General features: G+C 43.4%; 23 protein-coding genes. 12 read left to right on the top strand and 11 right to left on the bottom strand.

What is annotated here, in order from left to right; genetic code table 11:
• The first annotated feature begins 70 nt into the window (after positions 1–70).
• The gene (locus L4D12_RS09710; protein WP_428447632.1) at positions 71–1030 is read left to right on the top strand and encodes a hypothetical protein; all 960 of its coding nucleotides are present in this window, start codon (positions 71–73) and stop codon (positions 1028–1030) included.
• 116 nt (positions 1031–1146) lie between these two features.
• On the opposite strand, the gene L4D12_RS09705 is transcribed toward L4D12_RS09710, so the two are convergent.
• Positions 1147–1590: a DUF411 domain-containing protein gene (locus L4D12_RS09705; protein WP_428447684.1), complete on the bottom strand. Its 444-nt coding sequence runs from the start codon at positions 1588–1590 to the stop codon at positions 1147–1149.
• 92 nt (positions 1591–1682) lie between these two features.
• The gene (locus L4D12_RS09700; RefSeq protein WP_428447631.1) at positions 1683–2072 is read right to left on the bottom strand and encodes a hypothetical protein; all 390 of its coding nucleotides are present in this window, start codon (positions 2070–2072) and stop codon (positions 1683–1685) included.
• Between the two features lie 181 nt (positions 2073–2253).
• Here L4D12_RS09700 and L4D12_RS09695 point away from each other — a divergent pair, with 181 nt between their 5' ends.
• On the top strand, positions 2254–2610 hold the full coding sequence (locus L4D12_RS09695) for a helix-turn-helix domain-containing protein (RefSeq protein WP_428447630.1): 357 nt from the start codon (positions 2254–2256) through the stop codon (positions 2608–2610).
• Positions 2611–2721: 111 nt separating this feature from the next.
• Here the strand turns inward: L4D12_RS09695 and L4D12_RS09690 are convergent, their stop codons facing one another.
• Positions 2722–3354: a phosphatase PAP2 family protein gene (locus L4D12_RS09690; RefSeq protein WP_428447629.1), complete on the bottom strand. Its 633-nt coding sequence runs from the start codon at positions 3352–3354 to the stop codon at positions 2722–2724.
• 448 nt (positions 3355–3802) lie between these two features.
• Between L4D12_RS09690 and L4D12_RS09685 the strand changes: the two genes are divergently transcribed.
• Positions 3803–5374 carry a BCCT family transporter gene (locus L4D12_RS09685; protein ID WP_428447628.1) on the top strand — a complete coding sequence of 524 codons (1572 nt, stop codon included), beginning with the start codon at positions 3803–3805 and terminating at the stop codon, positions 5372–5374.
• 240 nt (positions 5375–5614) lie between these two features.
• Positions 5615–6784, top strand: coding sequence for an acyltransferase family protein (locus L4D12_RS09680; protein ID WP_428447627.1), 1170 nt, complete (start codon positions 5615–5617; stop codon positions 6782–6784).
• A gap of 63 nt (positions 6785–6847) precedes the next feature.
• On the opposite strand, the gene L4D12_RS09675 is transcribed toward L4D12_RS09680, so the two are convergent.
• Entirely contained in the window at positions 6848–7408 is a 561-nt protein-coding gene (locus L4D12_RS09675) for a hypothetical protein (protein ID WP_428447626.1), read from the bottom strand.
• A 176-nt stretch (positions 7409–7584) separates the two neighbouring features.
• On the opposite strand from L4D12_RS09675, the gene nagE reads away from it, so the two are divergent.
• The 3 genes from nagE (at position 7585) to L4D12_RS09660 (ending at position 11042) form a co-directional block, all read left to right on the top strand.
• On the top strand, positions 7585–8943 hold the full coding sequence (nagE, locus tag L4D12_RS09670) for an N-acetylglucosamine-specific PTS transporter subunit IIBC (protein ID WP_428447625.1): 1359 nt from the start codon (positions 7585–7587) through the stop codon (positions 8941–8943).
• Between the two features lie 109 nt (positions 8944–9052).
• Positions 9053–9730, top strand: a complete 678-nt coding sequence (locus tag L4D12_RS09665) for a response regulator transcription factor (protein ID WP_428447624.1) — start codon at positions 9053–9055, stop codon at positions 9728–9730.
• Complete coding sequence (locus tag L4D12_RS09660) at positions 9711–11042, top strand: sensor histidine kinase (RefSeq protein WP_428447623.1); 1332 nt, start codon at positions 9711–9713, stop codon at positions 11040–11042. Before L4D12_RS09665 ends, L4D12_RS09660 begins: the two co-directional genes overlap by 20 nt.
• A 46-nt stretch (positions 11043–11088) precedes the next feature.
• Here L4D12_RS09660 and L4D12_RS09655 read toward each other — a convergent pair whose 3' ends face one another.
• From L4D12_RS09655 to L4D12_RS09630, 6 genes are all read right to left on the bottom strand, one after another.
• A complete protein-coding gene (locus L4D12_RS09655; RefSeq protein WP_428447622.1) occupies positions 11089–11808 on the bottom strand; it encodes a DUF3581 domain-containing protein in 720 nt (239 codons plus the stop codon).
• Between the two features lie 592 nt (positions 11809–12400).
• Complete coding sequence (locus tag L4D12_RS09650) at positions 12401–14170, bottom strand: bifunctional molybdopterin-guanine dinucleotide biosynthesis adaptor protein MobB/molybdopterin molybdotransferase MoeA (RefSeq protein ID WP_428447621.1); 1770 nt, start codon at positions 14168–14170, stop codon at positions 12401–12403.
• A complete protein-coding gene (mobA, locus tag L4D12_RS09645; protein WP_428447620.1) occupies positions 14167–14751 on the bottom strand; it encodes a molybdenum cofactor guanylyltransferase MobA in 585 nt (194 codons plus the stop codon). The genes L4D12_RS09650 and mobA overlap by 4 nt, the downstream gene beginning before the upstream one ends.
• The gene (locus L4D12_RS09640) at positions 14738–15442 is read right to left on the bottom strand and encodes an energy-coupling factor ABC transporter ATP-binding protein (protein ID WP_428447619.1); all 705 of its coding nucleotides are present in this window, start codon (positions 15440–15442) and stop codon (positions 14738–14740) included. Before L4D12_RS09640 ends, mobA begins: the two co-directional genes overlap by 14 nt.
• 14 nt (positions 15443–15456) lie before the next feature.
• A complete protein-coding gene (locus L4D12_RS09635; RefSeq protein WP_428447618.1) occupies positions 15457–16158 on the bottom strand; it encodes an ABC transporter permease in 702 nt (233 codons plus the stop codon).
• Entirely contained in the window at positions 16159–16971 is an 813-nt protein-coding gene (locus tag L4D12_RS09630; RefSeq protein ID WP_428447617.1) for an ABC transporter substrate-binding protein, read from the bottom strand.
• A 281-nt stretch (positions 16972–17252) separates the two neighbouring features.
• Here L4D12_RS09630 and L4D12_RS09625 point away from each other — a divergent pair, with 281 nt between their 5' ends.
• The 3 genes from L4D12_RS09625 (at position 17253) to L4D12_RS09615 (ending at position 21608) form a co-directional block, all read left to right on the top strand.
• Positions 17253–18758 (top strand): sigma-54-dependent transcriptional regulator, encoded by a 1506-nt coding sequence (locus L4D12_RS09625; RefSeq protein ID WP_428447616.1) that lies wholly within the window; start codon positions 17253–17255, stop codon positions 18756–18758.
• Between the two features lie 51 nt (positions 18759–18809).
• On the top strand, positions 18810–20810 hold the full coding sequence (locus tag L4D12_RS09620; protein WP_428447683.1) for a sensor histidine kinase: 2001 nt from the start codon (positions 18810–18812) through the stop codon (positions 20808–20810).
• 519 nt (positions 20811–21329) lie between these two features.
• Complete coding sequence (locus tag L4D12_RS09615) at positions 21330–21608, top strand: hypothetical protein (RefSeq protein ID WP_428447615.1); 279 nt, start codon at positions 21330–21332, stop codon at positions 21606–21608.
• A 19-nt stretch (positions 21609–21627) separates the two neighbouring features.
• On the opposite strand, the gene L4D12_RS09610 is transcribed toward L4D12_RS09615, so the two are convergent.
• Positions 21628–22830, bottom strand: a complete 1203-nt coding sequence (locus L4D12_RS09610) for a transglycosylase SLT domain-containing protein (RefSeq protein WP_428447614.1) — start codon at positions 22828–22830, stop codon at positions 21628–21630.
• A 218-nt stretch (positions 22831–23048) separates the two neighbouring features.
• Between L4D12_RS09610 and L4D12_RS09605 the strand changes: the two genes are divergently transcribed.
• Both L4D12_RS09605 and L4D12_RS09600 read left to right on the top strand, forming a co-directional pair.
• Complete coding sequence (locus L4D12_RS09605; protein ID WP_428447613.1) at positions 23049–23564, top strand: lecithin retinol acyltransferase family protein; 516 nt, start codon at positions 23049–23051, stop codon at positions 23562–23564.
• Between the two features lie 106 nt (positions 23565–23670).
• Positions 23671–23952, top strand: a complete 282-nt coding sequence (locus L4D12_RS09600) for a polyhydroxyalkanoic acid system family protein (RefSeq protein WP_428447612.1) — start codon at positions 23671–23673, stop codon at positions 23950–23952.
• The last annotated feature ends 77 nt before the right edge of the window (positions 23953–24029 follow it).

The following is a 24029-nucleotide window of genomic DNA, read 5'->3' as shown; positions in this document are numbered from 1 at the left end:
TGATGGGGGGTTGAGTCTTTAGTAACCGAAAAGCATAATACTTCATGAATTTACTCATAGAATAAGAGCCATGACGACTTACCAAACCATTGATGTGCCTTTTGAGTTCCGCCATACCTGCTGGTTTTGTGGTGAGCCGTATTATGAATCCTATCCCTTCATGGCATCGCCTAATTATGAACAACAAGCCTTACCCGTTATGCTGCCTTGCTGTCAGGAATGCTACGGTATTTGCCGGCCGATAAAAGTCAGTGGGCTTGATTTACTGCGTGATAAAGTCAAAGAGCAGCTACACCACAAGTATCAAAAACACCTACAAATAGGTGTCAATTGGACACAAGACGAGCTCGACAATTGTGAGTTTGAAGGTAAGGCGCTAGAGGGTTTTAGAGAAAGTGCTTGGCAGATGTTTGAAATAGCCAAAGCGCGAGTGAATTATGCTGGCTGGCCTTTAACGATTGATGGATTGCCCGTCTCGATAATGAGTACCCGTTTTCATGTACATTTTGATGGTATAACTTATACCAGCTTGACTCAGGCGGTGGAGCAACTTGCCAAAGCGTACGCGATTCCACAGCCTTACCTCGAAGCTGTGATTGAAGTAGTTGGCCGTGACAGGCTGGGATATGCAATCCGTTTTGCTAAAACAACCTACGGTTATTCGCCGCAAGAGCGTGAATCAAGCATTTCAAGTTTGAAGGCGTTGCTTGCAGAAGAGCAAGGATTGTCATTTCCGAAGGGAAAACGAGAGATCGGCATTGATGTTGAGATTGGCGAGATCCAAGAGTTGATTTTGCATCGGACATTGATTTCACCGTATGCGATTCAATGGATATTACAGCGAGGAATTACAACCCTAAGCCAACTAGCGGAACATGAAGAGGCTTTCTTTGCATATTTCAGTGCTGATTCTGAGCTGACTGCATTTACCTATTTCAACGCCGTACAGATATACCTGGAACACCGAGAGTTAGAGACGCAATGGGCCGAAGAGCAAGACCCGAATAGGGCGCTTTTTAATCTGCTGTAGTGCGTCTGCAATAGATGTTATTAATCCGAGCGCACTCTGAATCCTGTATTCTGAGGTAATTGGGTATAGTTTGTGAAAAGGGTGAGGCTTGATGCCTCACCCTTTCCAGTTACTGATTACTGATTGTGTCGAGACCACACCATCGTATTGCCATTTTTATCAAATGCGATCACGTTATACGGATCTTTTTGGTCTTTATATTCCATGCCCGGCGAGCCCATTGGCATTCCCGCGACGGCCAAGCCAATCATGCGCTTTGGTTTGGATTCAAGAAAACGGATAATATCTTCTGCTGGCACATGCCCTTCGAATGAGTAGCCTTCAATTTCTGCGGTATGGCAAGAGGCGTACTGTGGGCGGATACCTAGCTTAATCTTGAGCGGAGTGAGATCTTGCTCATAGACCATTTCAAGTTCAAAGCCATTTTCATCCATATGCTTTACCCACTCTTTGCAGCAGCCACAATAGGGGGATTGGTAATTCGTGCCTTTAATCGTCGCAGCAATAGACAATGAGCTAGCCGTCAGAAGAGAGAAGGCAATAAGGGCTTTAAGAGACATTTTCATAATGATTCCTACGGTTTTAAATCGTTCAAAATAGATAGCAGTATCAGCAAGTATTGCTGCACAGCGTGTATCAATGAGAAAAGCGATTAGACCGCTGTAGGAGGTCTGAATATGAATTTACTGATGGCCTGACGTTCACCCGCAGGATCCGTAAAATGTACGTGAGCTGTAAAAGGGGCAATAACGACAGAGTCTGCCAGAATGGCTAGCTGAAGCGTACTGGAATGGCATTGCTCATCATTACAGCAGCCATTTACGTGTTCGGTTTGATTTGCCGCACCATCATGAGCAAAGTGATGGCTATCGGTTGTTGCGTTGGTCATGGATGTACAGCAATCGGATGATGCGATATTCATGACACAATCAGTAGGCATGACACCACGGACTTCGCTAAATTGTGCAAACGCGTTTGATGATACCGATAACAGTAACATCAAGGCGATCACACATTTTGTAACGAGCTGCTGTAAATGCATAGCTAAACCAAAGACAAAACAATGTAACAAGTATATCCAGATAATCCCTCGGTTAACAATCCTAAGATTACGATAAAAGTGCTTTACTATAAAAAGACATTACTTTTTTCTGACAATAACCGTATGGATTTGAGCTTTAATAATGACCATTAAAAAATACAAAGCGCTAGGATAATTTTGCATGCACTATACCGAACAAGACCGTCAGGTACTTCACGATACATGGATGAGCTATAAAGCGAAGATGCGAATCACGCAGATTGAAATGGCGAAGAAGCTGGGTGTCAGCCAGCTAGTCTTTTCAGACATACTCCGGGGCACGATGCCGCTTGAACACCGCTTTGTTAATCAATTTTGTAATTTTATCGGTGTAGACCCAGTGATCACACTGCCATCACTGCGTAATCATATTGGTAGCTCAATGCCCAATTCAGTGACATTAACCAATACATATATTGTTGATGGGGATATAAAAAATGTCCGCTATAGTGGTAATCAGATAGTGGTTGAATATGTTCACAGTGTGGAAATTCACTGATTATTTGTTTAGTTTGGACCGACCGCAGGCTGAACTAACGTGGTTATAAAAAGCTCTCATTCAATGAGAGCTTTTTTGTTTTTACATGACGCGATTATTACCGATTTGACATCACTGTTTAGACAATGGCCACTCAGGAACAAACAAATACAGTATCGCAGCACTGCAAATGGATGCCAGTAAGTCAGTCGGCCAATGCATACCTAGCCAAATTCGGCTGACACCGACACCTGTTGCCCACAATAGAATAATCGCCGTTGGCAGAAACTGTTTGCGACGTACAAAAAATCCACCCCAAAAAACGACACACACAGCAGCAAAAATGGTATGACCTGACGGCAATGAATAGTTCGTTTCACCACGCCAATGTTCAATGCGCCAATGGCTGACGCTATAGCTGGCTTGTTCCACTACGTGATCTTTCTTCGTGTCACTTAGTTGATAAAACGCCTCTGGTGATTCAACGAGACCCAGTGTTTCCAGTTGATAGGTATAAGGCCTAGGTACTTCAGTGATATGTTTAAGCGCGGTTTTTGCGACGAAGCTTAAAACAAGCAATATGGCAAATTGTACACCCAGCTTGAATATCTGCTTACGGGGTAATTTTAATCCTATCGGGATCAGCATCAATAGGCTGACTGTGAGAAGAAAGCCTGGGCTTCCGGCTGAGTACGTCAAGCTAGAAAAAAACAGCCCAGTTGAATTTGCAGCAGGCCCTGCCAGATCGGCCTGAGAGTAAAACATTAATACGCCTGATAATAGGGTAGCGAAGATCAGTAGGGCGATAAGTCCTGGTATTTTTTGACTTAAAAATGAACGTACAAACATTGTGTTACTTCATCAGAAAAATGAGGGGAGAGATTCTAACAGAGTATAAAGCGGGAAAAGTAAAAGAAATGTCATTTCACGGGGTAAATTATTCCTTATAGGTATCTGTAGTGGTGATTGTGAAGAAGTAAAACAGAAAGCACGAGGAGGTGGTTGGGGTATAAATATGTTTTGTGTACTAATTAAGTTGTTGGGTTTTGCGAATCATCGCTAAGTAATTAGAATCATAGCGCTATTTTGTACAATAGAGCACTCTTGATGTATTAACATCGCGATTAATAAGGATAATTTAAAACACATTTCACTGGAAATCTGATTTTTTAGCTGCTAAGGTGCCGCCCCTCACACAAACAGTGAGATAGTTATGCTAAGCAATACCCTAAAAGGTAGCGACAAAACAGTTTCAGTACTAACGATTGGTTTTCTTGGGCTGTTCCTTCTCTTTTCCCTCTATGATCTGACTCTTGTTGGGCAAATTATAGACTCCGCTTTTTCCGCTTCAACTGCAGCGTTTGGTCAATATTGGCAGTGGTTGATGGTGTTCAATTTTGTTATTGCAATTATTATTGCTGTTAGCCGCTACGGCAAACTGCGCTTGGGCCGTCAACAAGCACCCAGTATTGGGACATTCCGTTGGTTGGCGATGATCATGTGTACCTTGCTAGCTGGTGGCGGGGTGTTTTGGTCCGCGGCAGAGCCTATATTTCATTTCATGACCCTTCCACCGAGTTTTGATGGTATTGAACCACAATCGCTACAGGCTGCTGGACCAGCTTTGAGCCAGAGCTTTATGCATTGGGGATTTTTAGCTTGGGCTGCGCTTGGTACGTTATCCACTATTGTCTTAATGTATGCACACCATCAAGGTGGGGTGAAATTGCGCCCGCGCGCGCTATTGTATCCATTAGTGGGTAATAAACTTGAGAATCACTGGTTAGGATCGTTGATCGATGCATGTTCTATCATCGCTGTTGCTGCGGGAACCATTGGTCCGATTGGATTTCTTGCTTCTCAACTGGGTTACAGCCTTGAGGTTGTGGCAGGGCTAGAAAATAACACCAGCTCTCAGTTAGGTATATTGGCGGTTGTTGTCGCCATTTACTCGCTTTCTGCTTTCACGGGTATGGATAAAGGTCTGCAATGGTTGAGTCGCTTTAACATTATCGGGGCATTTGGCTTATTGTTAGTCATGTTGCTATTGGGGCCAACTCAGTTTCTTTTTGAACATTTTGGTATTGCTTTTGCCTCTTACTTGCAGCATCTACCAGAGATGAGTGTGAATGCTGATGCCCCAGAATGGAATCAGTGGTGGACATGGTTCTTCTGGGGATGGTTCATTGGTTTTGCACCTATGATGGCTATTTTTATTGCTCGTATCTCTGAAGGTCGTTCAGTACGAGAGCTGATATTGACGATTGCGATTGCTGCACCCATTGTGACTAATTTTTGGTTTACTGTTCTGGGTGGAACGGGCATCTTCTTTGAGTTACAGATCCCGGGCAGTATTTCAGGGCCACTTGCTGAGTCAGGTTTGCCTGCGGTGTTACTGGCGTCGCTTGCGCAGCTACCGTTCAGTGATTTTTTGATCCCAGTTTTCTTGATTCTGACCACGACATTCGTTGTCACGACGGGAGATTCAATGGCTTATTCAATCGCACTGGTTGTGTCGGGTGATAATGAGCCCTCTAAATCACAGCGTCTATTCTGGGCTATCGCAATGGGGTGTATTGCCGCCGTACTTTTAGTTGCGGGTGATGGTGGCCTGAATGCTCTGCAGTCTTTCATTGTTATTACCGCGGTACCTGTTTCCATTCTGGTGGCGGCAACCTTGGTGACTGGACCGCTGGCGGTTGTCCGGATGGCGGGTAAAAAAGTGGCCGCTGAACGGCAGCAGCGTTGGCAGCAGGGTGAGGTAGCCAGTTCGTCGTTTTATTAAAGAATATACTCAAGTGACCTCAGGACAGATTTTCCGAATTCTGCATTTTGAGTTAACTTGGTAACATCACTTTCTGTGCTAATAGTCTTTCGATTATTGGCACGGAAAATTCACGCCTTAGTTTTCATCATTTTTCATCAGTTTTATATATAATTCACAGAACAAAATTAATCTTTCTGGATTGATTGGTTGATGAATTAATTTATTAGACAATAAAAAAATTAATCACTGAGAAAAATAATGAAAACTGAAGTACCTCTACTTACACCGTTGCGTGGACTGGCGGCATTATGTGTTGCTCTATTTCATGCCCGCCTTATATTTTTCCCTCAATGGAAAGAACCACTAATTGAATTTACCCATTTTTTGGAAAATAGTTACCTCTTCGTTGACCTGTTCTTTTTGTTAAGTGGCTTTGTCATGATGCATGTCTATAAAAAGAACTTTGTTGATGGCGTGAGTTTTTCTCAATGGAAAGGGTTTATGTGGCTGAGGTTTAGCCGTATTTACCCATTATTTTTTATTACTCTGTCTGTTCTTGTGTTATGGGAATTCATTAAGCTTAATCAAAGGCTTGGGTTTTATGGTGGGCCGTTATTAGAATCTTGGGGGTTAACAGGGATACCGGCATTTAATGGTCCCTTCAACACTTCTGACTCGTTACTGTCTAATTTCTTTATGCTTCACGCCGTTACCACGACAAGCCTAACCTGGAATATTGCATCTTGGTCATTGAGTGCTGAATGGCTAAGCTATATGGTTTTTCCATTTATGGTGTCTGTTCTTTCAATGCGGACTCGAGTCACGTTGTGGGTTCCTGTGCTTGTATGGATTATTTTATTTAGCTTAAATCAGACCCATGGGTCATTGGATATAACAAATGGGATATCATCGTTATTAAGAGCTGTATGTGGTATGTTCTTGGGTGGTTGGCTGTGTAATATCACTCTGTCTGAAAAACATAAGACATTGATAAATAGTGATGCATTATTACTTGTTCTGATTGCATTAACTGTTGGTGTCATGCATGTGAAACTGTCAGCACATTTTGTTGTTATGACATTCGCTATATTGATTTTTATTGCATCACAGCAAGAAAAGCGAACTACGCTAATTTTTACGTTATTTGATAATAAAATCACGCGATATCTAGGTGATATTTCGTATTCAGTTTACTTATGGCACGTAGTTTTACTTTTACCGGGTGTTGAGTTGATAAATGTACTTTTTCCAGATCTATTGTCAGGATGGTTTGCTCAAACGAGTTGGCTCGCTGGACTGTATGGAGTGGCTGTATTTATCACCCTGACTGTGATTGTGTCATCGATCAGTTATCGGTATTTTGAACGACCAGTTATGACATTTTTACGACATAAAGTTGGCTCACGACTGAACTTAGCTATGGCTTAAGGTTATACGATACCTTTGATTACCCGGTACGATCTGTGCCGGGCAGTCGTATTGGCTTAGTCGTTATTTATCAGCAACCGGCACCATAATATGGACATAAGGCGTATCTTTCCACATTACGTAGGGGCCACCACTACTTGGATCATCGGTTAATCCTTCCAGTAATTCTTTAGGTACGATGATCATTAGGTGTGGACCGGTTTCTGTGTAGTCATCTGCTTTTTTTGGATCAGGATGATAAGGGTCTGAATTGCTAACACCCGCACCTCGGTCACCTTGAAGCATGTAGGAAATTCCAATTTTTGTCGCTTTGAAATCTTTCTTATTCACCATGGCTGACAACATTTCCATCCATACTGCATCATTGCACATTGGCATTCCGTCATTAGGGAAAGTATCAGGTAGGCATGTCCAGCCATTGGTGCCTTTCACGACAACTTTACCATCAACAATGACAGTTGCATGATCACTGATAGAGGCAGGAGCGGCCGATTTAGCTCTGCCAATTTTCTCCGTCATAAGATCTTCTGACATCGTATTCTCATCAGCGAAGCAGCTGACACTGAGTAACCCTGAAGCAAGGGCTCCAGCTACCCACAGTGTTCTGTTCAAAACATTAACCATGATTATTTCTCCAAGATATTGAAAGTGACACTCTGGAGTTGGCAAAAAAATATCACCTAAAGTATAGGGGACTCTGTGATGCGAGATTAAGAATAATTAATGTATTAAAAATCAAAGGTTAATGCCTTCATACTTATAGTATCCATATGATATTTAGTCATTAATGGAGAATAAGAATGAGTGTTTTGGGCTATTTCCAAAAGTTAGGTAAAGCATTGATGCTCCCTATTGCGGTGTTGCCGGTTGCGGGTTTATTGATGCGTTTCGGTCAGCCAGATTTGTTAGATATTGCTTTTATTGCGCAGGGAGGACAGGCCATTTTTGACAATTTGCCCCTGTTGTTTGCAATGGGGGTAGCGGCTGGTTTATCGAAAGATAGTTCTGCGGCATCGGCAGTATCAGCCGTTGTGGGGTATTTTGTTATGACGGCCGCATTGAAGGTTTTGAATACTGATATCGATACAGGAGCGGCCGGCGGGATCATTGCCGGTATATTAGCGGGGCATTTGTACAATCGTTTTTATACTATCAAATTACCTGAATTTTTAGGGTTCTTTGCGGGGAAGCGCTTCGTTCCCATCATTACTGGGCTTAGTGCGCTAGGTTTGGCGTTTGCCTTTAGCCTTGTATGGCCCCCTATTCAATCAGTTATCAATGCATTAGGTGAATGGATGTTGAGTAGTGGATCTGCTGGTACATTCAGTTATGGTTTGGCTAACCGTCTCCTTATACCTTTTGGCCTGCACCATATTCTCAATACGATGGTTTGGTTTGTATTTGGTGAGTTTAATGGCGTTACAGGTGAAATATCACGGTTCTGGGCAAATGACCCAGATGCTGGGCTGATGCTTAGTGGTTTCTTCCCGGTTATGATGTTCGGTTTGCCAGCAGCCGCCGCGGCGTTTTATGTCACCGCAAAACCTGAAAATAAAGTGAAAGTCGCAGGGGTACTGATAAGTGTCGCCTTTACCTCATTCTTAACGGGGATCACTGAGCCTTTAGAGTTCATGTTTATGTTTCTTGCCCCTGCGCTGTTTGTACTTCACGCCATTTTGATGGGGGTTAGCTTGGTTGTTGCTCAAGCGCTAGATATTCACTTGGTATTTAGCTTCTCTGCTGGCTTTATTGATTATGTGCTGAACTTTAATGCGCCAGCGGCTAAAAACACATGGATGCTGCTGCCGATGGGGGCTGTTTTTGGTGGGTTATATTTTGTGGTATTTGTTGCTGCAATTCGAATCTGGAATTTAAAAACGCCTGGCCGGGAAGATGCAGAGCAGAGTGAGCTGGTGGAATCAGATCCCTCGAAATTGGCCTGTCAGTATATTCAAGCGCTTGGTGGTAAAGAGAACCTGACGGATATTGATGCTTGTATTACACGGCTACGTCTGGAATTGGTTAATCCAGAGTTAGTGGATCAAACAGCGTTAAAAGCTCTCGGATCGAAAGGAATGGTGAAAGTAGGAAAGAATAATATACAGGTGGTTATCGGAACTGCGGCGGAATCACTGGCCTCGGCGATGAAAGTTATATAATTGACTCAAAATAAATGCGGTTTCCCCCTAAATCGTATGTGGCCTGCCTATTGGTAGGTCACGCTTATTTGTATGATAAGGGAAAGATGTATGGATACAGGTAAATGTCATGAAAGTGCTGGTTATTGAGGATGATAAAACGACGCGGGACTTTATATCGGCGGGGTTACGTGAGCAAAATTTTGTTGTTGATGATGTCGGGGATGGGCATCAAGGCCTTGTGATGGCGACAAGCTGTGATTATCAGCTGATCATTCTTGATAGGATGTTGCCCAATTTAGATGGCATGAAGTTATTGACTGTATTACGAGCAACAGAAAATGTGACGCCAGTTTTGATTTTAAGTGCGTTAGGTAGTGTAGAGGATCGCGTCGCTGGATTGACGGCTGGTAGTGATGATTATCTTGTGAAACCATTCGCGCTCTCAGAGTTAGTCGCTCGTGCCAACATATTGGTTCGAAGAGATAAATCGGCCAAACAAGTCACTAATGAATATTGTTATGCCGATATAAAACTTGATCTGAAATCGCACCGTGTTTGGCGAGCTGGACGACATGTAGAGTTACAACCAAAAGAGTTCTTAATTCTTCAATGTTTATTGGAAAATGTGGAAAGTGTTGTGTCAAGGATGCACCTATTTGAAGCGGTTTGGAGCTATCATTTTGATCCGAAAACCAATGTGATAGATGTGCATATCGCAAATTTACGCCGGAAATTAGATGAAGGTGGTTTCGACACATTGATTCATACGGTTAGAGGTGCGGGTTATGTTCTTCGTCAGTCGTGATGTGCTATACCGTTCTTTTGTATACAAAGTATTGATGTATACATGCTTAGGTATTGCCATATTTTACGGTTTGATTGTCCATATGGTGTATTTTAGTTCAGAATCTTTTCATGCCAGTCAGTTAGAGCGAGAGTTGATTGCTGAATATGATGTGTTTTCACAACTTGTCTCTCATGATAGTAATGCCGTTTATGATCTTATTGAGAAGCGGCAGCAGCAAGGAACACCATTTTCATACTCTTTAATACCGAGCAAATTACCCTCAACCATTCCCCAGCCTGTTACTTCTTACCCAGCATTACTGTCAGGAACCGGAGGGAATGACAGCGTTCAACCTCACATAGTGGTTGATGATGTTAAGCAGTTAGTGATAGGGATTGATCCAAAGTTACTGAAAACTTACCGCGATACGTTGATGCCAATGCTATTAACGGGCGTTTTGCTGCCTGCAGTGGTCATGCTGTGTATTGCTACGATATTTGCCTTGAATATTATTGGCCGTATACAGCGGGTTAATAGTGCGATGAACCGTGTTTTATGTGGCGAGAAACAAGTGAAATTGCCGATAAGTCGGGATAGCGATGAGTTTGATATCCTTGCAATCCATTTGAATTTTCTTATAGAACAAGTTGAAAAAAATGAAAATGCGTTAAAGGCACTCACAACAGGTTTAGCCCATGACCTTCGCACACCTATCGCGAGGATGCGATTACGCATTGATAGTTTAATGCTACAAGATGATGAGCAAGGAAATACGAGTGATAAATTTCATCAAGAACTAGCTGCTTGTAGTGATGATTTGGAAAGAATGCTATCGCTTTTTAATGGGATGCTCGAAATCGCTAACCTGAATTGTGGAAAATCGAGTATGCAAAAAAAAACCGTTTCGTTATACAGCATATGCACTGATGTTGTTGAGTTCTTACTACCATTAGCCGACCAAAAATATCAGAAGATCACACTACGCAAAGATGCAAGCTATACCATGCAAGGGGAGCCGACTTTACTATTTCGAGCCGTATTTAACTTACTTGAAAATGCGATTAAATTCTCTTCGGAAGGTAGTGAGATCGAGGTTGTGGTGGATCACTTTGGGCTGGTTGTTTGTGATTTGGGCATAGGGATTGAAGAGAGTGAAAAACAGCAGGTTTGTGAGCCGATGTACCGATGTGATTGTAGCCGTACAACAGAAGGCGATGGGCTGGGATTAGCTTTAGTTGCCGCGGTACTTAAACGTCATAATGGCACACTTGTATTGAGTGATAATCAGCCCGGCTTACGAGCAAGAATGATGTTTGAATGCCGTGTTTAAAAAACCAAGGTCGTTTAGGATAACGACCTTGGAGTCAGCGATGAAATTAAGCGGCAAGCTTGGCTGAAAAATCAACTTTACGCTGGTTGAAACGACTGACTAGATCATCAATATCGTCCTGGCAGTAAGGTCTCAGTCCGCTCAGTAGCATACGCTTACGGCCAGTACCGACCACTTCACCATTTTCTTTAAAACAGAATGACAGGGTAACGCTACCGCGCTTTCCTTCGACCTCGATCTGTGAGTCGATAAGCTCAACAACAGGTGCTGTGAGATCAAGTCGAGTAAAATCGATTTCCATGCTCTCATAGATAACCAATGGGCGGGTAGGGTTGATCATGATCTCTTTTGACTTCATTAAAGGGACCATGATGTGTGGAAAGTTCATGCCTGAAAATTGCACATAACTTTTAGTAATTTGCTCGATCAGTGATTGATCTGTTGTGATGCTCCCTTCTCGGGTGACATGCAAGTACTCTTTGCCACTATCATTAACTACAGCGAAATCATTGAAACAGCTATGCGCTGCTTTCAGTGGAACACCGTCGTTAATCATGCCGGCAAATTCAAACCGCATTTTTTCACTGATCCCAGCCTTAGCCAACACGACGGAAAAGAGTAGATCACCAGGGACACAGAAACGCTTGTTGTCTTCATCATGAATGGGATTAAAATCGCCAGCGACCATTTTTGCAAAGTGGCTCGCTTGCTCGCGGGTAAACGTGAATTCACCATTCTGTTCGGAATAATAGGATTCTATAAACATGCTTAACGTACTGTTAGTTAGTAGGATATGTAAACTGTCAGCTATTCTACATGATCCGATCACTCCTAATGGTCTAGCCAGTGAACGTAATGTAGTTATTGACAGAAATGGTAAATACGGTAGGCATTATACCTAAATGCGATCAAGATGCCCGCGTTCAGGTGGAATTTTAGCTGAATTGAGAAATTTAAGGCTGATTGAACGTAAGTTGACCGCTTAAAATCGGTTGCATATCACGTAAATAACGTGTTTATTGATGATTCTATAATTTATAGGTGCGTTGAATAGCATAAATATGTACTATGAATGGATGTGATGAGTTATAGAAGTATGAAAACAAAAAAAACGATAATGTTTAACCTCATCATTTTACAGGTAAGTATTCGGTAACTTAGGCACAACAGTAGGCTTACTTTACCTGAGAAGGATTATGTAATTATGCTTATTTTATTCATAGTTGCGCATAACCATCTTCTAGACGTGTAGAAGCTCAGGATACATAAAGTGGCAAGGAAGCTGCAAAAAATAAGCGCTCAGTAAACAGCAATAAACAGCCGTTTTCTGAGCGCTATAATATGCATTGAACCGAGTATTAGATGCGGTTTAACAGCGGGATCACTCTAACTTTTTCTCCCACCTCAATATTTGGCTGTTCTGGCAGAATCTCAATCAAGCAATTTGCCTCACTCATCGAGCGTAAAATCCCTGAGCCTTGTTGGCCCGTTGATTTTACGCTTAGTCGGCCATTGGCATCAAAGCAATACTGACCGCGCATGTACTCTGTGCGGCCTGGACGTGAGCGTAGTTTTTCTTCTGCGGTGGCCATATAGAAAGGCGCTTGCCAGTTTTCTATGCCTTGAAGTTTACGGATGGCGGGCTCAACAAATTGTAAGAAGGCGACCATAACGGCGACCGGATTTCCTGGTAAGCCAAAGAATGGGGTCTGTTGGATTTGTCCGAATGCGAGTGGACGACCTGGTCGCATATTAATGCGCCAAAAATTAATCTGACCAAGCTTATCCAATACGGTTTTAATGTAGTCGGCATCGCCAACAGATACACCGCCAGAAGAGAGGATGAGATCGGCTTGTGCGCTCGCCGCTGTCAATGTTGTTTCTAGTGAGGCTTCGCTGTCTTCAATGATCCCAAGGTCAATCACCGTGCAGCCAGCGTTGGTTAGCATGGCATGAAGGGTGTAGCGGTTAGAATCATAGATACAATTGGCTTTTTGGTCTTCTCCCGGATGTTGCACTTCATCACCCGTAGAAAAGATTGCGACCCGAACTTGTGGCTTGATGCTAACGGTGTCTAATCCGAGAGAGGCAATCATACCCAGTTCAGGTGCTGTTATTTGTGTGCCTGCAGTAACAGCGGCCTGACCTAACGCAAGATCTTCACCGGCTTGGCGAACGTTCTGGCCTCGACGAATTGCTCCCATAGCACCATCAAACGTGACGCTGTCACCATTTTGTTGTGCTTGTTCGCGCATAATAACAGTATCAGCATGCAGAGGAACCGGTGCGCCAGTCATGATGCGTACTGCTTGCCCTTGTTCAAGCGGTAAATCATAACTGTGGCCGGCCATGACTTGGGCAACGACTTGATAATTTTCACGATCAATATCATCGCCTCGGATTGCATAGCCATCCATTGCAGAGTTTGTATGCTGGGGGACATTGACGGGTGACAAAATGTCTTCTGCGACAATTTGTCCTAATGCCGCTTTAAGCGAGACAACCGTTTTAGTGGTTGGTGCGACAATCTGTGCCAGTATCTTTTCTCGCCCCTGAGCGACAGAAAGCATGCCTGATGGATCGATATCACTGCAGCTTAGCGATGTTACCTGCTGTGTGTGGGCAAATTCGGCCACAAAGCGGGTGAGTAGCTCGAGGTTGTTGATATCAAGTATGGGTAAATCAGTGTCAACCGGAACATTCGAGGCAACAGCAATGATGTTGTTATCGTCGGGATGAAGCCAAGGCTTGCCGATTTCTTCTCGATGTAGCTCTATTTTTGGAAAATCGAGTTGTTTAAAACCTTCAACCAAGATGAGATCGAGTTGGTTTTGATCAAGCTGAGTGATCAGCTGGGTGAGGCTAGCTTCTTCATCTGGAGTTTCTGTTACCAATGCTCGGCGATAGCGTGAAGAAATAAGCATTTGATTCGCACCGGCTTTGCGCAGGCGATAGCTGTCTTTACCTTCTTTATCGATATCAAAGTTGTGATGGGCATGCTTGATGACTGCAACACGGATCCCTTGTTCAACTAACTTAGGCAGCATGGCTTCAAGTAAGGTTGTTTTACCTGTTCCGCTCCATGCAGCAAAACCCAATAAGGGTAGGGTGGCTTTAATCTGGCTCATGATTGTTGTCCGAATAGATTTAGTTCTTCTGGCGTATTGAGATTGACGAAAGCATTGGGTTGATCGCTAAAATCAACAGTGATCATATTGCATTGCTTATAAAGCAAAATTATTTTTCGATCACCGTTTTCAAGAAACTGTTCGAGCTTAGGAAGAATTCGGCGGTTAACGAGAGTCACGACAGGCTGAATATGTTCGCCATCATGGGCGACTGCAATGTCCGTGTGTTCATCACAGGCGTCGGCCATGCGGGAAACTAAATCGATGGGTAACTGCGGACAGTCACAAGGAACGAAGCCAATCCATTCATTGTCAAGATGGTGCAGTGCGGCATGCATCCCGCCTAATGGGCCAGGATAGTTTTTAATATGATCACCAAACACATTACCGTATTGGCGGTATGTGTCTTGATTTCGGTTAGCATTGATTGTGATGGCTGATGTTTGCGGCCGGAGTGTGTCCATCACATGTTCAATCATGGCTCGACCTGCGAGCTGCACTAACCCTTTGTCATTGCCACCCATTCGGCTGGCTTGTCCACCTGCTAGGATCACCCAGCGGGTGTTTTCAGGCATAGGCATAAGTATTGTTATCCTCATCTACCAGTTGTAGTTCAGCGCGCTCAATGAGTTTTGAGTCTGATATTGTCCATTGGCGACGGCAGAGATCAGTCAGAGCATTCTTCTGGTGACTGGTAATGACTAAACTTGTGCCTCGGGCCAGCAAGTCTTGACACAGTACGACAAGGCGGTTGATGGACTCACTGTCCAGACTTGCACTGGATTCGTCCATTAATAGAACGCTGGGTTTGATAACCCAAGCACGGGCCATGGCAACGCGCTGTCTTTCGCCGCCAGATAATACTGAAATATGTTCATCAGCCAGTGTTTCTAATCCTACCATACGCAGCGCATTGATCGCTTCAGTTCGGCGTTTGCGGCGTTCTCGAATGGTGAATTTTAAACCATAGCTAACATTGTCAAGTACACTACCATCAAACATATAAGGTGTTTGATGCATATAAATAATGCCGCTATTACTTTGAGCGCAAAATAATCTGCGTAATAAAGAGTGTTTCGCTAAGTTGATGGAGCCAGTAGTGGGTTTCTGTAAGCCACTAAGAACTTTGAGTAGGGTGGTTTTCCCTACGCCATTATCCCCAGTCAGATAGATCGCATCTTGCGGCCCAAGCACGAGGTTTGGGATATGGAAAAGTAGCCGATCTTTAAATCGAACGGACAAGTCATGTGCCTGAATCGAGAGCTGTGTCATTCAATATCTCCGGCTTAGTTAGTACGCAGGTGGGCTTTGCCACGAGCCACAGATAAGAAGAAGTTTAGTCCCAGTGCTAAAATCAACAGCACCAGCCCTAAAGCAACGCCTTGCGCAAATGCCCCTTTTGAGCTTTCAAGGGCAATCGCAGTTGGTATGTTGCGGGTTGAATTTAAAATGTTTCCGCCGACCATCATAGAGCAACCCACTTCAGTAATCACACGACTGAATGAAGCGATGACTGCAGCTAGCAGTGGGAAACGACTTTCCCACATTAGACTCATAAATGCTCTTGGCAGGCTGGCGCCTAACGTCAATGATGTTTCCCAAGCGCGTCGGTCACTATTTTGAAATGCAGCATGCATCATTGAGACTAAAATGGGTAAACAAATTAGGATTTGTCCCAAAATCATCGCTTGCTGAGTAAATAGCATTTTCCAGTCGCCTAACGGCCCGGCACGTGAAAGCAGCATATACAGTAGTAGGCCTATCACCACGGTTGGAATCGACTGGAATGTATTAAAAAGTGATAAAATCAGCCAGCGCCCAGGGAAAGACCCATAGGCGAGGGCGAAACCTATTAACATTGCTGGCAATAGTACAATGCCTATTGCCAGTAATGAAACAGAAAATGAAACACCGACGATCCCCCACAGAGCGGTATCACCGCTAAAAAGTAGGAGGATCGCCTGATGTGTTGTCTGCCAGATATCCATTTATTGAGTAAGTGCATCCGCAACAAATAGCTGTTCGCCATGTCGCTTATAATCGTTGATCATGTTTTGTGCCTTCGAGTTTACCAGCCAATCGCTGAATGATTTTGCACCTTGGTAGTTGATGTCAGGGTAGCGGCTTGGGTTAACTAAAATCACTTGATAAGGGTTGAACAGGCGAGGATCGCCTTGCAGAACAATTTTTAGATCAAGTTTGTTTTCATAGGCTAGCCAAGTACCACGGTCTGTTAAGGTATAAGCTTGTAGCTCAGATGCCATGTTCAGAGTGGGACCCATGCCTTGACCGACAGCTTTATAGCCACCAAAGTTAGGTTCCATTTTTGATTGAGCCCAAAGATGAAGTTCTTTTTTGTGGGTGCCTGAGTCATCACCACGAGAAACAAAAGCATCATCGTCATTAGCAATGGTGGTTAGCGCTTTAGTCACATCCTTCATGCCAGTGATATGAGCAGGGTCTGATTTTGGCCCCACAAGTACAAAGTCATTGTGCATAAGTTTGCGAGGCAGTACACCATAACCTTTTTCAACAAAGGTGGCTTCTGATTTTGGTGCATGTGTCATGACCAGGTCAACATCACCATTTTCACCCATGCGTAATGCTTTACCTGTACCGGCAGCCAGTACATCAACGCTGTAACCTGTGTCTTTCTTAAATTCAGGTAATAAGTAGTCAAGTAAGCCTGAATGGTAAGTACTGGTTGTAGTTGCCAGACGTATTGTCATGTTTTCTGCTGCGTGCGCCAGACTGGCAGAGGCAAGCGCTAATACAATAAGTGTAGACTTTAGTAATTTCATAGGTCTTCCTGACATCGATGTCATTAGTTTAAACGAAAAAATGCAATAGAGGTGCGAGTAAAAGAGATAGCACGCTCTTGTTCGTTGCACTTTAAGCAAATCGGATGCCAGTTTTTCGATGAATGATATTTACTAACACTAACTGGCTCTAAGTACATGATTTTAAAGTGTGAGATACCTGAGTATCATATTACAGATGTAAATAAGGATAAACACCTTTGACAGAGGTAATCACTGTGGGACAAAATGTCGCATTATAAAATTAGTTAAAATCGGTATATATGTCTGAAAATGCTGCAGTGACATGGTCTGCTGTCTCGGTACTCGTTGTTGATGACGAGCCGGGTATGCGCGCCATTCTTAAAAAAGCCCTGAGTAAGCAATTTGCCCAAGTTGATGTTGCAGGCAGTATCGAGGAAGCGGAAGAGCTGCGTAAACGCTGTCACTTTGATTTGTTGATTCTGGATATTAACTTGCCTGGTCGCTCTGGTATTGAGTGGCATGAAGCGTTTGATCCGGCTACCCGGCGTAGCGATGTTATCTTCATGACGGGCTATGCGGATTTAGATACCGCTATCAAAGCGTTACGGGCTGGCGCATCGGATTTTATTCTCAAACCCTTTAATCTTGATCAGATGATGCAGTCGGTACAACGTTGTATCGAACGCCGGCTGGTTGAACGACAGAATTTTGCCCTGCAACGTGATGTTGAACGTACGTATCCCGCTGATATTATTGGGGATGCTAACAGCACCTTGGCAATGAAAAAATTGATCAGTCAGGTTGCGCCGTCACAGGCGGCGGTGTTGGTGGAAGGGGAGTCGGGAACCGGTAAAGAGCTGGTGGCTCGCGCTTTGCATCAGCTCAGTAAGCGCAATGGTCCATTTGTCCCTCTGAACTGTGGTGCCATTGCTCCTGATTTATTGGAAAGTGAGTTATTTGGCCATGTGTCTGGCGCCTTTACGGGAGCAAAGAAAAGTCGCGAAGGACTTTTTCGGGTGGCCAATAACGGTACTTTATTTTTAGATGAAATTGGCGAAATGCCGATGTCGATGCAGTCGTCGCTGTTACGAGCTCTTGAGCAGAAGGCGATTCGCCCCGTTGGTGCTGAGCGGGAGGTGCAAGTCGATGTGCGTATAGTCGCGGCGACTAACCGAAATTTGAAAGAGGAAGTTGAACAGGGGCGCTTTCGTCGCGACTTGTACTATCGGTTGAATGTTTTGACGATTGAATTGCCGTCATTACGGGAGCGGCAAGAAGATATTCCCGCACTCGCCCATCATTTTACCCAGCAGTTAGCAAAAGATCTGGGTTCTAAGCCAGTAAGTTGGACGCATGAAGACATTCAAGCGATGCAGGCATACGAGTGGCCGGGCAATATTCGAGAGTTACGTAATATGATGGAACGTTGCCTTCTGCTGGGTAAGCCTCCTGCTCATTACTGGCGCGAGCTTGCCGGAGAAAAGGTGTCATTAACCGAGCAAGTTGCGATGGATGAATCAGAAATATTGAACGTACCGGTGTCGATTGATGCCTCTCTGACACTTGGTGATGAAGGAAAGCGGCCTTGTACTTGCCATGATAATGAATCAGGTGAAGAAACGTTTTGTTATCCAAGTGACTGGTCATTAAAAGACGTTGAAAAAGCGCACATTATGCAAGTGGTTGATATTAATCAGGGCAATAAATCCGCCGCAGCCCGCCAATTAGGGGTCGCCCGTAAAACATTGGAGCGTAAATACAAAGAATGGGCTGATGAAGCCGTTATGACTCAGACACAGGGCTAGGTATTTTTTGTGAAACACTTTATCGCACTGTGGATCCGACGTTTTCGTACAATGGTTCGTTATCGGTTGCTGATGCTGACTTCTGTACCAATTATCATCACCTTATTGGCGCTGATGGCGCTGACCTTGTACTGGACACTGAGGTATACCTGGCAGAGTGCGCTGATGAATGTGCGAGCGGATTTAGCCGTAGCACATCATAGTATGGAGCTGTTACAGAAAGAGCAGCGGATGCGTTTGATGTCATTGACCGAATCTTACGACTTTCAAAATCAATTGCGTCATAATCCACATCAATTAATTGAATGGGTAAAGCAGCAGTCTGGACGTTATGATCTTGATTTTGTGGTGATCCATCCAGCGTCTGCATTGGCTGAATTTTCTAAGGAGAACCGCCACTTACTGATGAGTGGCAATGAACAGACTTTTTTCCAGACGCTTGAAGCTTATCAGCTTTATAACCTGAATGCTGATTTACCCGCGATGGCACAAATTCCATTACTCAATGAAAAGGGTATTATTTCCAAAGGGTTAGTTAGTCGAAGTTTGATCCCGATTTTTAATCAATCCGGTCAATTGCAATGGATCGTTGATGGCGGCATGTTACTCAATAACAGTACGTCATTGGTTGATAGGATCCGTGATTTGGTTTATGCCTCTGATACATTGCCTGATGGTTCGATTGGAACGGTGACCTTGTTTATGGGGGATACCCGGGTGAGCACCAATGTGCCCTTAGATAGCAAGCAGCTAAATGGCCGAGCGATTGGTACAAGGGTCTCACAACAAGTCTATGATGAGGTATTGGAGAAAGGCAACACTTGGGTGGATAGGGCATTTGTTTATGACGATTGGTATGTTTCTGCCTATGAGCCGCTGAAAGATCATGACGGCAAAATCATCGGTATGCTTTACACCGGTTATCTTGAATGGCCGATGGTGGTTATTTATCTGACCAACTTGGTCGAATTGGGCTTTGGCATTGTGGCTGTTCTGCTGCTTTCTGGTGTCATCGTATATCGTGGGGCGCGGGATTTATTTCGGCCGATTGAAAGAATGCATCAGGTGGTATCAGCCGTGAGATTGGGACTGGATCGTCGTATTGGCTGTTTAGCGTTGACGCCGGGGCATGAATTGGAAATCTTAGGTCAGCAGTTTGATACCATGTTGGATCAACTGCATCAAAGAAATGAAGCGATAAAACTGGCGTCATTGGAATTAGAAGACAAGGTTAAAGATCGAACTCAGAGCCTGAGCGAAAAAACCGAGGAGCTTGAACAACATATTAAATTACTCAATCAAGCCAGGATGAAGCTAGTCAGCAGTGAAAAGCTGGCCGCGCTGGGTGAACTGACAGCGGGTATTGCCCATGAAATAAATAACCCCACAGCGGTGATTTTAGGCAATGTTGAGCTACTGCAACTGGAACTCGGTACAGAAACTGAACGTGTTCAAGAAGAGCTAGATGCTATTCACGAGCAAATTGACCGTATTCGCAATATTACTCGTAGCTTGTTGCAATACAGTCGTCAGGGGGGAGTGCAAGATGAGGTGACTTGGCAGCACCTGAACCCATTGGTTGAAGAAAGTCTGATCTTGGTTAGAACAGGCACTAAAAAAATGGATGTGCGGATTGAAGCGAATTTAAATGCCAAATGTTGTGTTGAAGTTAATCGTCACCAACTGCTGCAGGTACTGGTAAACCTACAGATGAACGGTGTCCATGCAATGGATGATTCTGGAGTGCTGGTGGTTGGCACTGAGGATTGGTTGGATGCAGAGGGTCAACTGGTGGGGGCAAAAGTGACCATCACCGATCAAGGCTGTGGGATTAGTGAAGAAAACATGCAGCGCATTTTTGATCCCTTTTTCACCACTCGTCGAAGCGGTACCGGGTTAGGCCTTTCGGTCAGTCAGGGAATTATTAGCGGTATCGGTGGGGAAATATTAGTCAGTTCTGTTCTCGGTAAAGGGGCAACATTTACAATTTGCCTTCGTGAAAAAGCTTCATATACTAGTAAACTAATGCTGGATCTGGAAAATATTGTTTAGTATCGGCATGTAGGATACGGAAAAAGTAAAGGCATGAATTATCATGCCCTTACTATGTTACGCTTAAGGTAATGCTGTTCACAATATGTTACCTAACTAGGTGTTCACATAAAAAACAAACCAATGATCATAAAGGCAAAACCGGTTAGAGCTGTGCGTGTGATAAGGCCTGTGTGAGTTGGGTTAATCATTTCTTGATGCTGCATATGTTTCCTTTTTATGACAATTGAAAGAACCTTGTGTGTTTATTGCTATATTTAAAGCATAGATCAAATTTCTCATAAATTAGATATTAAAAATGTGATGGGTAAGATTTTTTTTGTGACTGTCATAAAACTCTTTGAGTATAAAGTACAGAATCCATGTGTGAGATGTGCGTCACATTACTAGGTGGGGAGCAAGAAATGGGACAACAAAAATGAATGGTGAGTCTCAATGCACAGTTACTGATTGATGAAACTGATTAATTTTGAACGGTTTTTCATATAATCGAGCGAAATAAATTATGTGGTTTGTATCATGACAATAAAAGTATTATCCATCGGCGTATGTCTACAATTGGTTGCGTTCTATGTCGCGTTTTTTTCTGACGTACAAGGAAATATTTATTTTGCGACTCTTATTTCTGTTGCGGCAATAGGGTGTATTACGGTTATTCGTAGTTTTACGGCACCAGTATGTTTACTTGCTGGTATTTTGGTCGGGCTCTCTTTATCTCATAATGATTCAGATTTACAGTTGTTATCAGATCTTGAACAACGTGCTGCGTCTTTGTTTACCTCTCAACCGCTTCAGTGATAACCAAGCCTCTTTTAAGTTAGTTAGTCGGAATTAGAATTTTTTGTCCGGCTATTATCAATGAATCTGTCAGATTGTTTATCTGCTTGATCAAAGCCACAGAGGTATTGTTGAGTTGGGCTACCTCGTTCAATGAATCTCCCGCTTGTATGTGATACACATCAAATGTCGGCTTCGCATAAGATTTTGAGTGTTTACTCTCATAGAATTGCGTTCGACTGTGTATTGGCATTAACACTTTATTATCTCGCTGATTAAATGTGTATCCATCCTTATAGCCAGGATTAAGTTGATAGAGTTGTTTGCTGGAGATATCTGCAAGTTCTGCAATTGTTTTCAATTTCACTCTGTTACGAATAATGACCTCATCGACAACAGGCTTAGCCTTAATGGGGATAAACGACAGATCGTATTGATGCCGATTTTTTACTAAATCAGCCATTGCTAGCAGTTTAGGTACATATTGACGAGTTTCCTTTGGTAATTTCAGTGACCAGAAATCAGTTGATCTACCGATGGTACGGTTATGCTTGATGGCATTTCTGACCCGTCCCTCTCCTGTATTATAAGCGGCAATCGCATGTAACCAGTTCTGATCGAACTTATCGTATAGATATTCAAGTAGATCGAGTGCGGCTTGAGTGGATGCAATTACATCGCGGCGGCCGTCATAGCCGCGGGTTATTTTAAGTCCGAATGTACGACCGGTTGCAGCAGTGATTTGCCATAATCCTGATGCACCTTTGTGAGAATGTGCATAGGGGTCAAAGCTGCTTTCAATGAATGGCAGAAGCACTAACTCGATGGGTAAATCACGCTTTTTGACCTGCTGATAAAGGTAATATAAAAAAGGTTCAGCGCGAGTAGTGACGGTTTTAATGTGGTAAGGGTTGTTGATAAACCAACGGCGGTAATAATTAGTACGCTGATTATTCGGTACATCAAACTCAAGTTGTTTGGCTAATACATCCCATAGGTCAGGGGTGTTGGTTGCTAATGCGAGCAGGGAGTAATGTATAGAGTTCACTGTGCCCGTTGCAATGTAGCTTCCATCAAATAACGATTGGGTAATCATGCAATGTTGCTGTAGGTCATCATGAGTAAAGATGATCGTCTGCCGAGCAGGCGTTTGTACTAACGCCTTATTAGATACCAATGGCAGGTTTTGACATCCAGTAATAAGGGCGAGGCATGAGAGTAAAAGAAGAAATCGTCTAATCATAAATAAGTCACAAGCCGCATAAAACAGACCGATAAAACTGTCATTATTTTGACACCCTCTGTTATTTTAGCAGCTATAACCGATTTACATAGTGGGTAAAGCAAAAAAGCCGTTAATCTTGGTCTGCGATTCTAATCGATTAGAAATGTGAGGTGTTTCGCATTTATGACTGACCCCGACTAGTCTAAATATCAAATAGGTTGGAAAGAGATCGTTTCATGCATGAGAAAGTATTGCCAGCTGGTACTGTACTTAAGATACGCTGTAGCACATATTGGCACTATGGAATTTCGGATGGGCAGGGATACGTTGTTCATAATTCAAAAAAGTGGCGTAAAGTTGCCCGGGAAACAGAAGACGAGTTTGCCGAAGGTCACGTTATCGTTGAAAGCAGTATCCGAGGTGAGGATCCGGCTATTGCCGTTTCCTTTGCTCTGCGTCAACTAGGTCGTCCCTATGATTTATTTAGTCAGAATTGTGAACAGTTTGTCAGAGAGGCACATGGTTTACCGGTTGAATGCACTCAATTTCAACGGCTTGTGGTGGTCGCCGCAGGAGGGTATATAAGCATGAGTGCGACAACGCCACTCATTAAAATGGCGGGGCTGGGGTTATTGATAGGGGCCGCAATATCATCATCAGAGCGTTCTCCCTATAAAAGCGCAGTGAATGGAGCCAAGTTAGCCGTGGGTTCAACCCTCTTGGTTATATCGCTATTACGTCGTTTTTTTTAATGCAACTAATTGCTCAAAGTTCGATCTCAGACACAGAATTATTCCTCACAGACAAGTATGTTAATAAAAGGTAACTGAGTAAAAACACTATTTTGTGAGAGTATCTGTGACGATTCTAATTGAGCGCCATCATGACAGGGATCATGACGATATTACGGCTTTGAGTGAAACAATTGCGGACGAGTTAGCGTTAGAATATGGCCTGACTTGGTTATGGCAAGATGATAAATTACATATTCACCATTCCTCAGCGAAAGGCTATCTTCTTGCTGAAGAAGGGAAAATTACCATCGAGTTGCAGTTAATCGGATTTGCAGCCAGTTTGTTTGCAGTAAGTATTGAGAATAGTATTTCACAGCGATTAGATAAATTGCTCATACCCTGTTAAATCAAAATTCAAACATATAAAACAAGGGTTTATCATACCCTTGTTTTATTTCCATTGTCCATCTTCATGAAGCCACT

This window comes from Photobacterium nomapromontoriensis, assembly GCF_050336815.1.
Lineage (GTDB): Bacteria > Pseudomonadota > Gammaproteobacteria > Enterobacterales > Vibrionaceae > Photobacterium > Photobacterium nomapromontoriensis.
Note: the sequence above shows the minus strand (reverse complement) of the source record. Positions and strands in the feature narration are given on the sequence as shown.

Bases quoted from the DNA above. Each gene is read 5' to 3' on its own strand.
- L4D12_RS09630 (WP_428447617.1), bottom strand. From the start codon at position 16,971: ATGAAATTACTAAAGTCTACACTTATTGTATTAGCGCTTGCCTCTGCC.
- L4D12_RS09705 (WP_428447684.1), bottom strand. From the start codon at position 1,590: ATGTCTCTTAAAGCCCTTATTGCCTTCTCTCTTCTGACGGCTAGCTCA.
- L4D12_RS09685 (WP_428447628.1), top strand. From the start codon at position 3,803: ATGCTAAGCAATACCCTAAAAGGTAGCGACAAAACAGTTTCAGTACTA.
- nagE (WP_428447625.1), top strand. From the start codon at position 7,585: ATGAGTGTTTTGGGCTATTTCCAAAAGTTAGGTAAAGCATTGATGCTC.
- L4D12_RS09690 (WP_428447629.1), bottom strand. From the start codon at position 3,354: ATGTTTTACTCTCAGGCCGATCTGGCAGGGCCTGCTGCAAATTCAACT.
- L4D12_RS09650 (WP_428447621.1), bottom strand. From the start codon at position 14,170: ATGAGCCAGATTAAAGCCACCCTACCCTTATTGGGTTTTGCTGCATGG.
- mobA (WP_428447620.1), bottom strand. From the start codon at position 14,751: ATGCCTATGCCTGAAAACACCCGCTGGGTGATCCTAGCAGGTGGACAA.
- L4D12_RS09625 (WP_428447616.1), top strand. From the start codon at position 17,253: ATGTCTGAAAATGCTGCAGTGACATGGTCTGCTGTCTCGGTACTCGTT.
- L4D12_RS09700 (WP_428447631.1), bottom strand. From the start codon at position 2,072: ATGCATTTACAGCAGCTCGTTACAAAATGTGTGATCGCCTTGATGTTA.
- L4D12_RS09620 (WP_428447683.1), top strand. From the start codon at position 18,810: ATGGTTCGTTATCGGTTGCTGATGCTGACTTCTGTACCAATTATCATC.
- L4D12_RS09640 (WP_428447619.1), bottom strand. From the start codon at position 15,442: ATGACACAGCTCTCGATTCAGGCACATGACTTGTCCGTTCGATTTAAA.
- L4D12_RS09615 (WP_428447615.1), top strand. From the start codon at position 21,330: ATGACAATAAAAGTATTATCCATCGGCGTATGTCTACAATTGGTTGCG.
- L4D12_RS09610 (WP_428447614.1), bottom strand. From the start codon at position 22,830: ATGATTAGACGATTTCTTCTTTTACTCTCATGCCTCGCCCTTATTACT.
- L4D12_RS09710 (WP_428447632.1), top strand. From the start codon at position 71: ATGACGACTTACCAAACCATTGATGTGCCTTTTGAGTTCCGCCATACC.
- L4D12_RS09635 (WP_428447618.1), bottom strand. From the start codon at position 16,158: ATGGATATCTGGCAGACAACACATCAGGCGATCCTCCTACTTTTTAGC.
- L4D12_RS09695 (WP_428447630.1), top strand. From the start codon at position 2,254: ATGCACTATACCGAACAAGACCGTCAGGTACTTCACGATACATGGATG.
- L4D12_RS09605 (WP_428447613.1), top strand. From the start codon at position 23,049: ATGCATGAGAAAGTATTGCCAGCTGGTACTGTACTTAAGATACGCTGT.
- L4D12_RS09680 (WP_428447627.1), top strand. From the start codon at position 5,615: ATGAAAACTGAAGTACCTCTACTTACACCGTTGCGTGGACTGGCGGCA.
- L4D12_RS09675 (WP_428447626.1), bottom strand. From the start codon at position 7,408: ATGGTTAATGTTTTGAACAGAACACTGTGGGTAGCTGGAGCCCTTGCT.
- L4D12_RS09665 (WP_428447624.1), top strand. From the start codon at position 9,053: ATGAAAGTGCTGGTTATTGAGGATGATAAAACGACGCGGGACTTTATA.
- L4D12_RS09655 (WP_428447622.1), bottom strand. From the start codon at position 11,808: ATGTTTATAGAATCCTATTATTCCGAACAGAATGGTGAATTCACGTTT.
- L4D12_RS09660 (WP_428447623.1), top strand. From the start codon at position 9,711: ATGTTCTTCGTCAGTCGTGATGTGCTATACCGTTCTTTTGTATACAAA.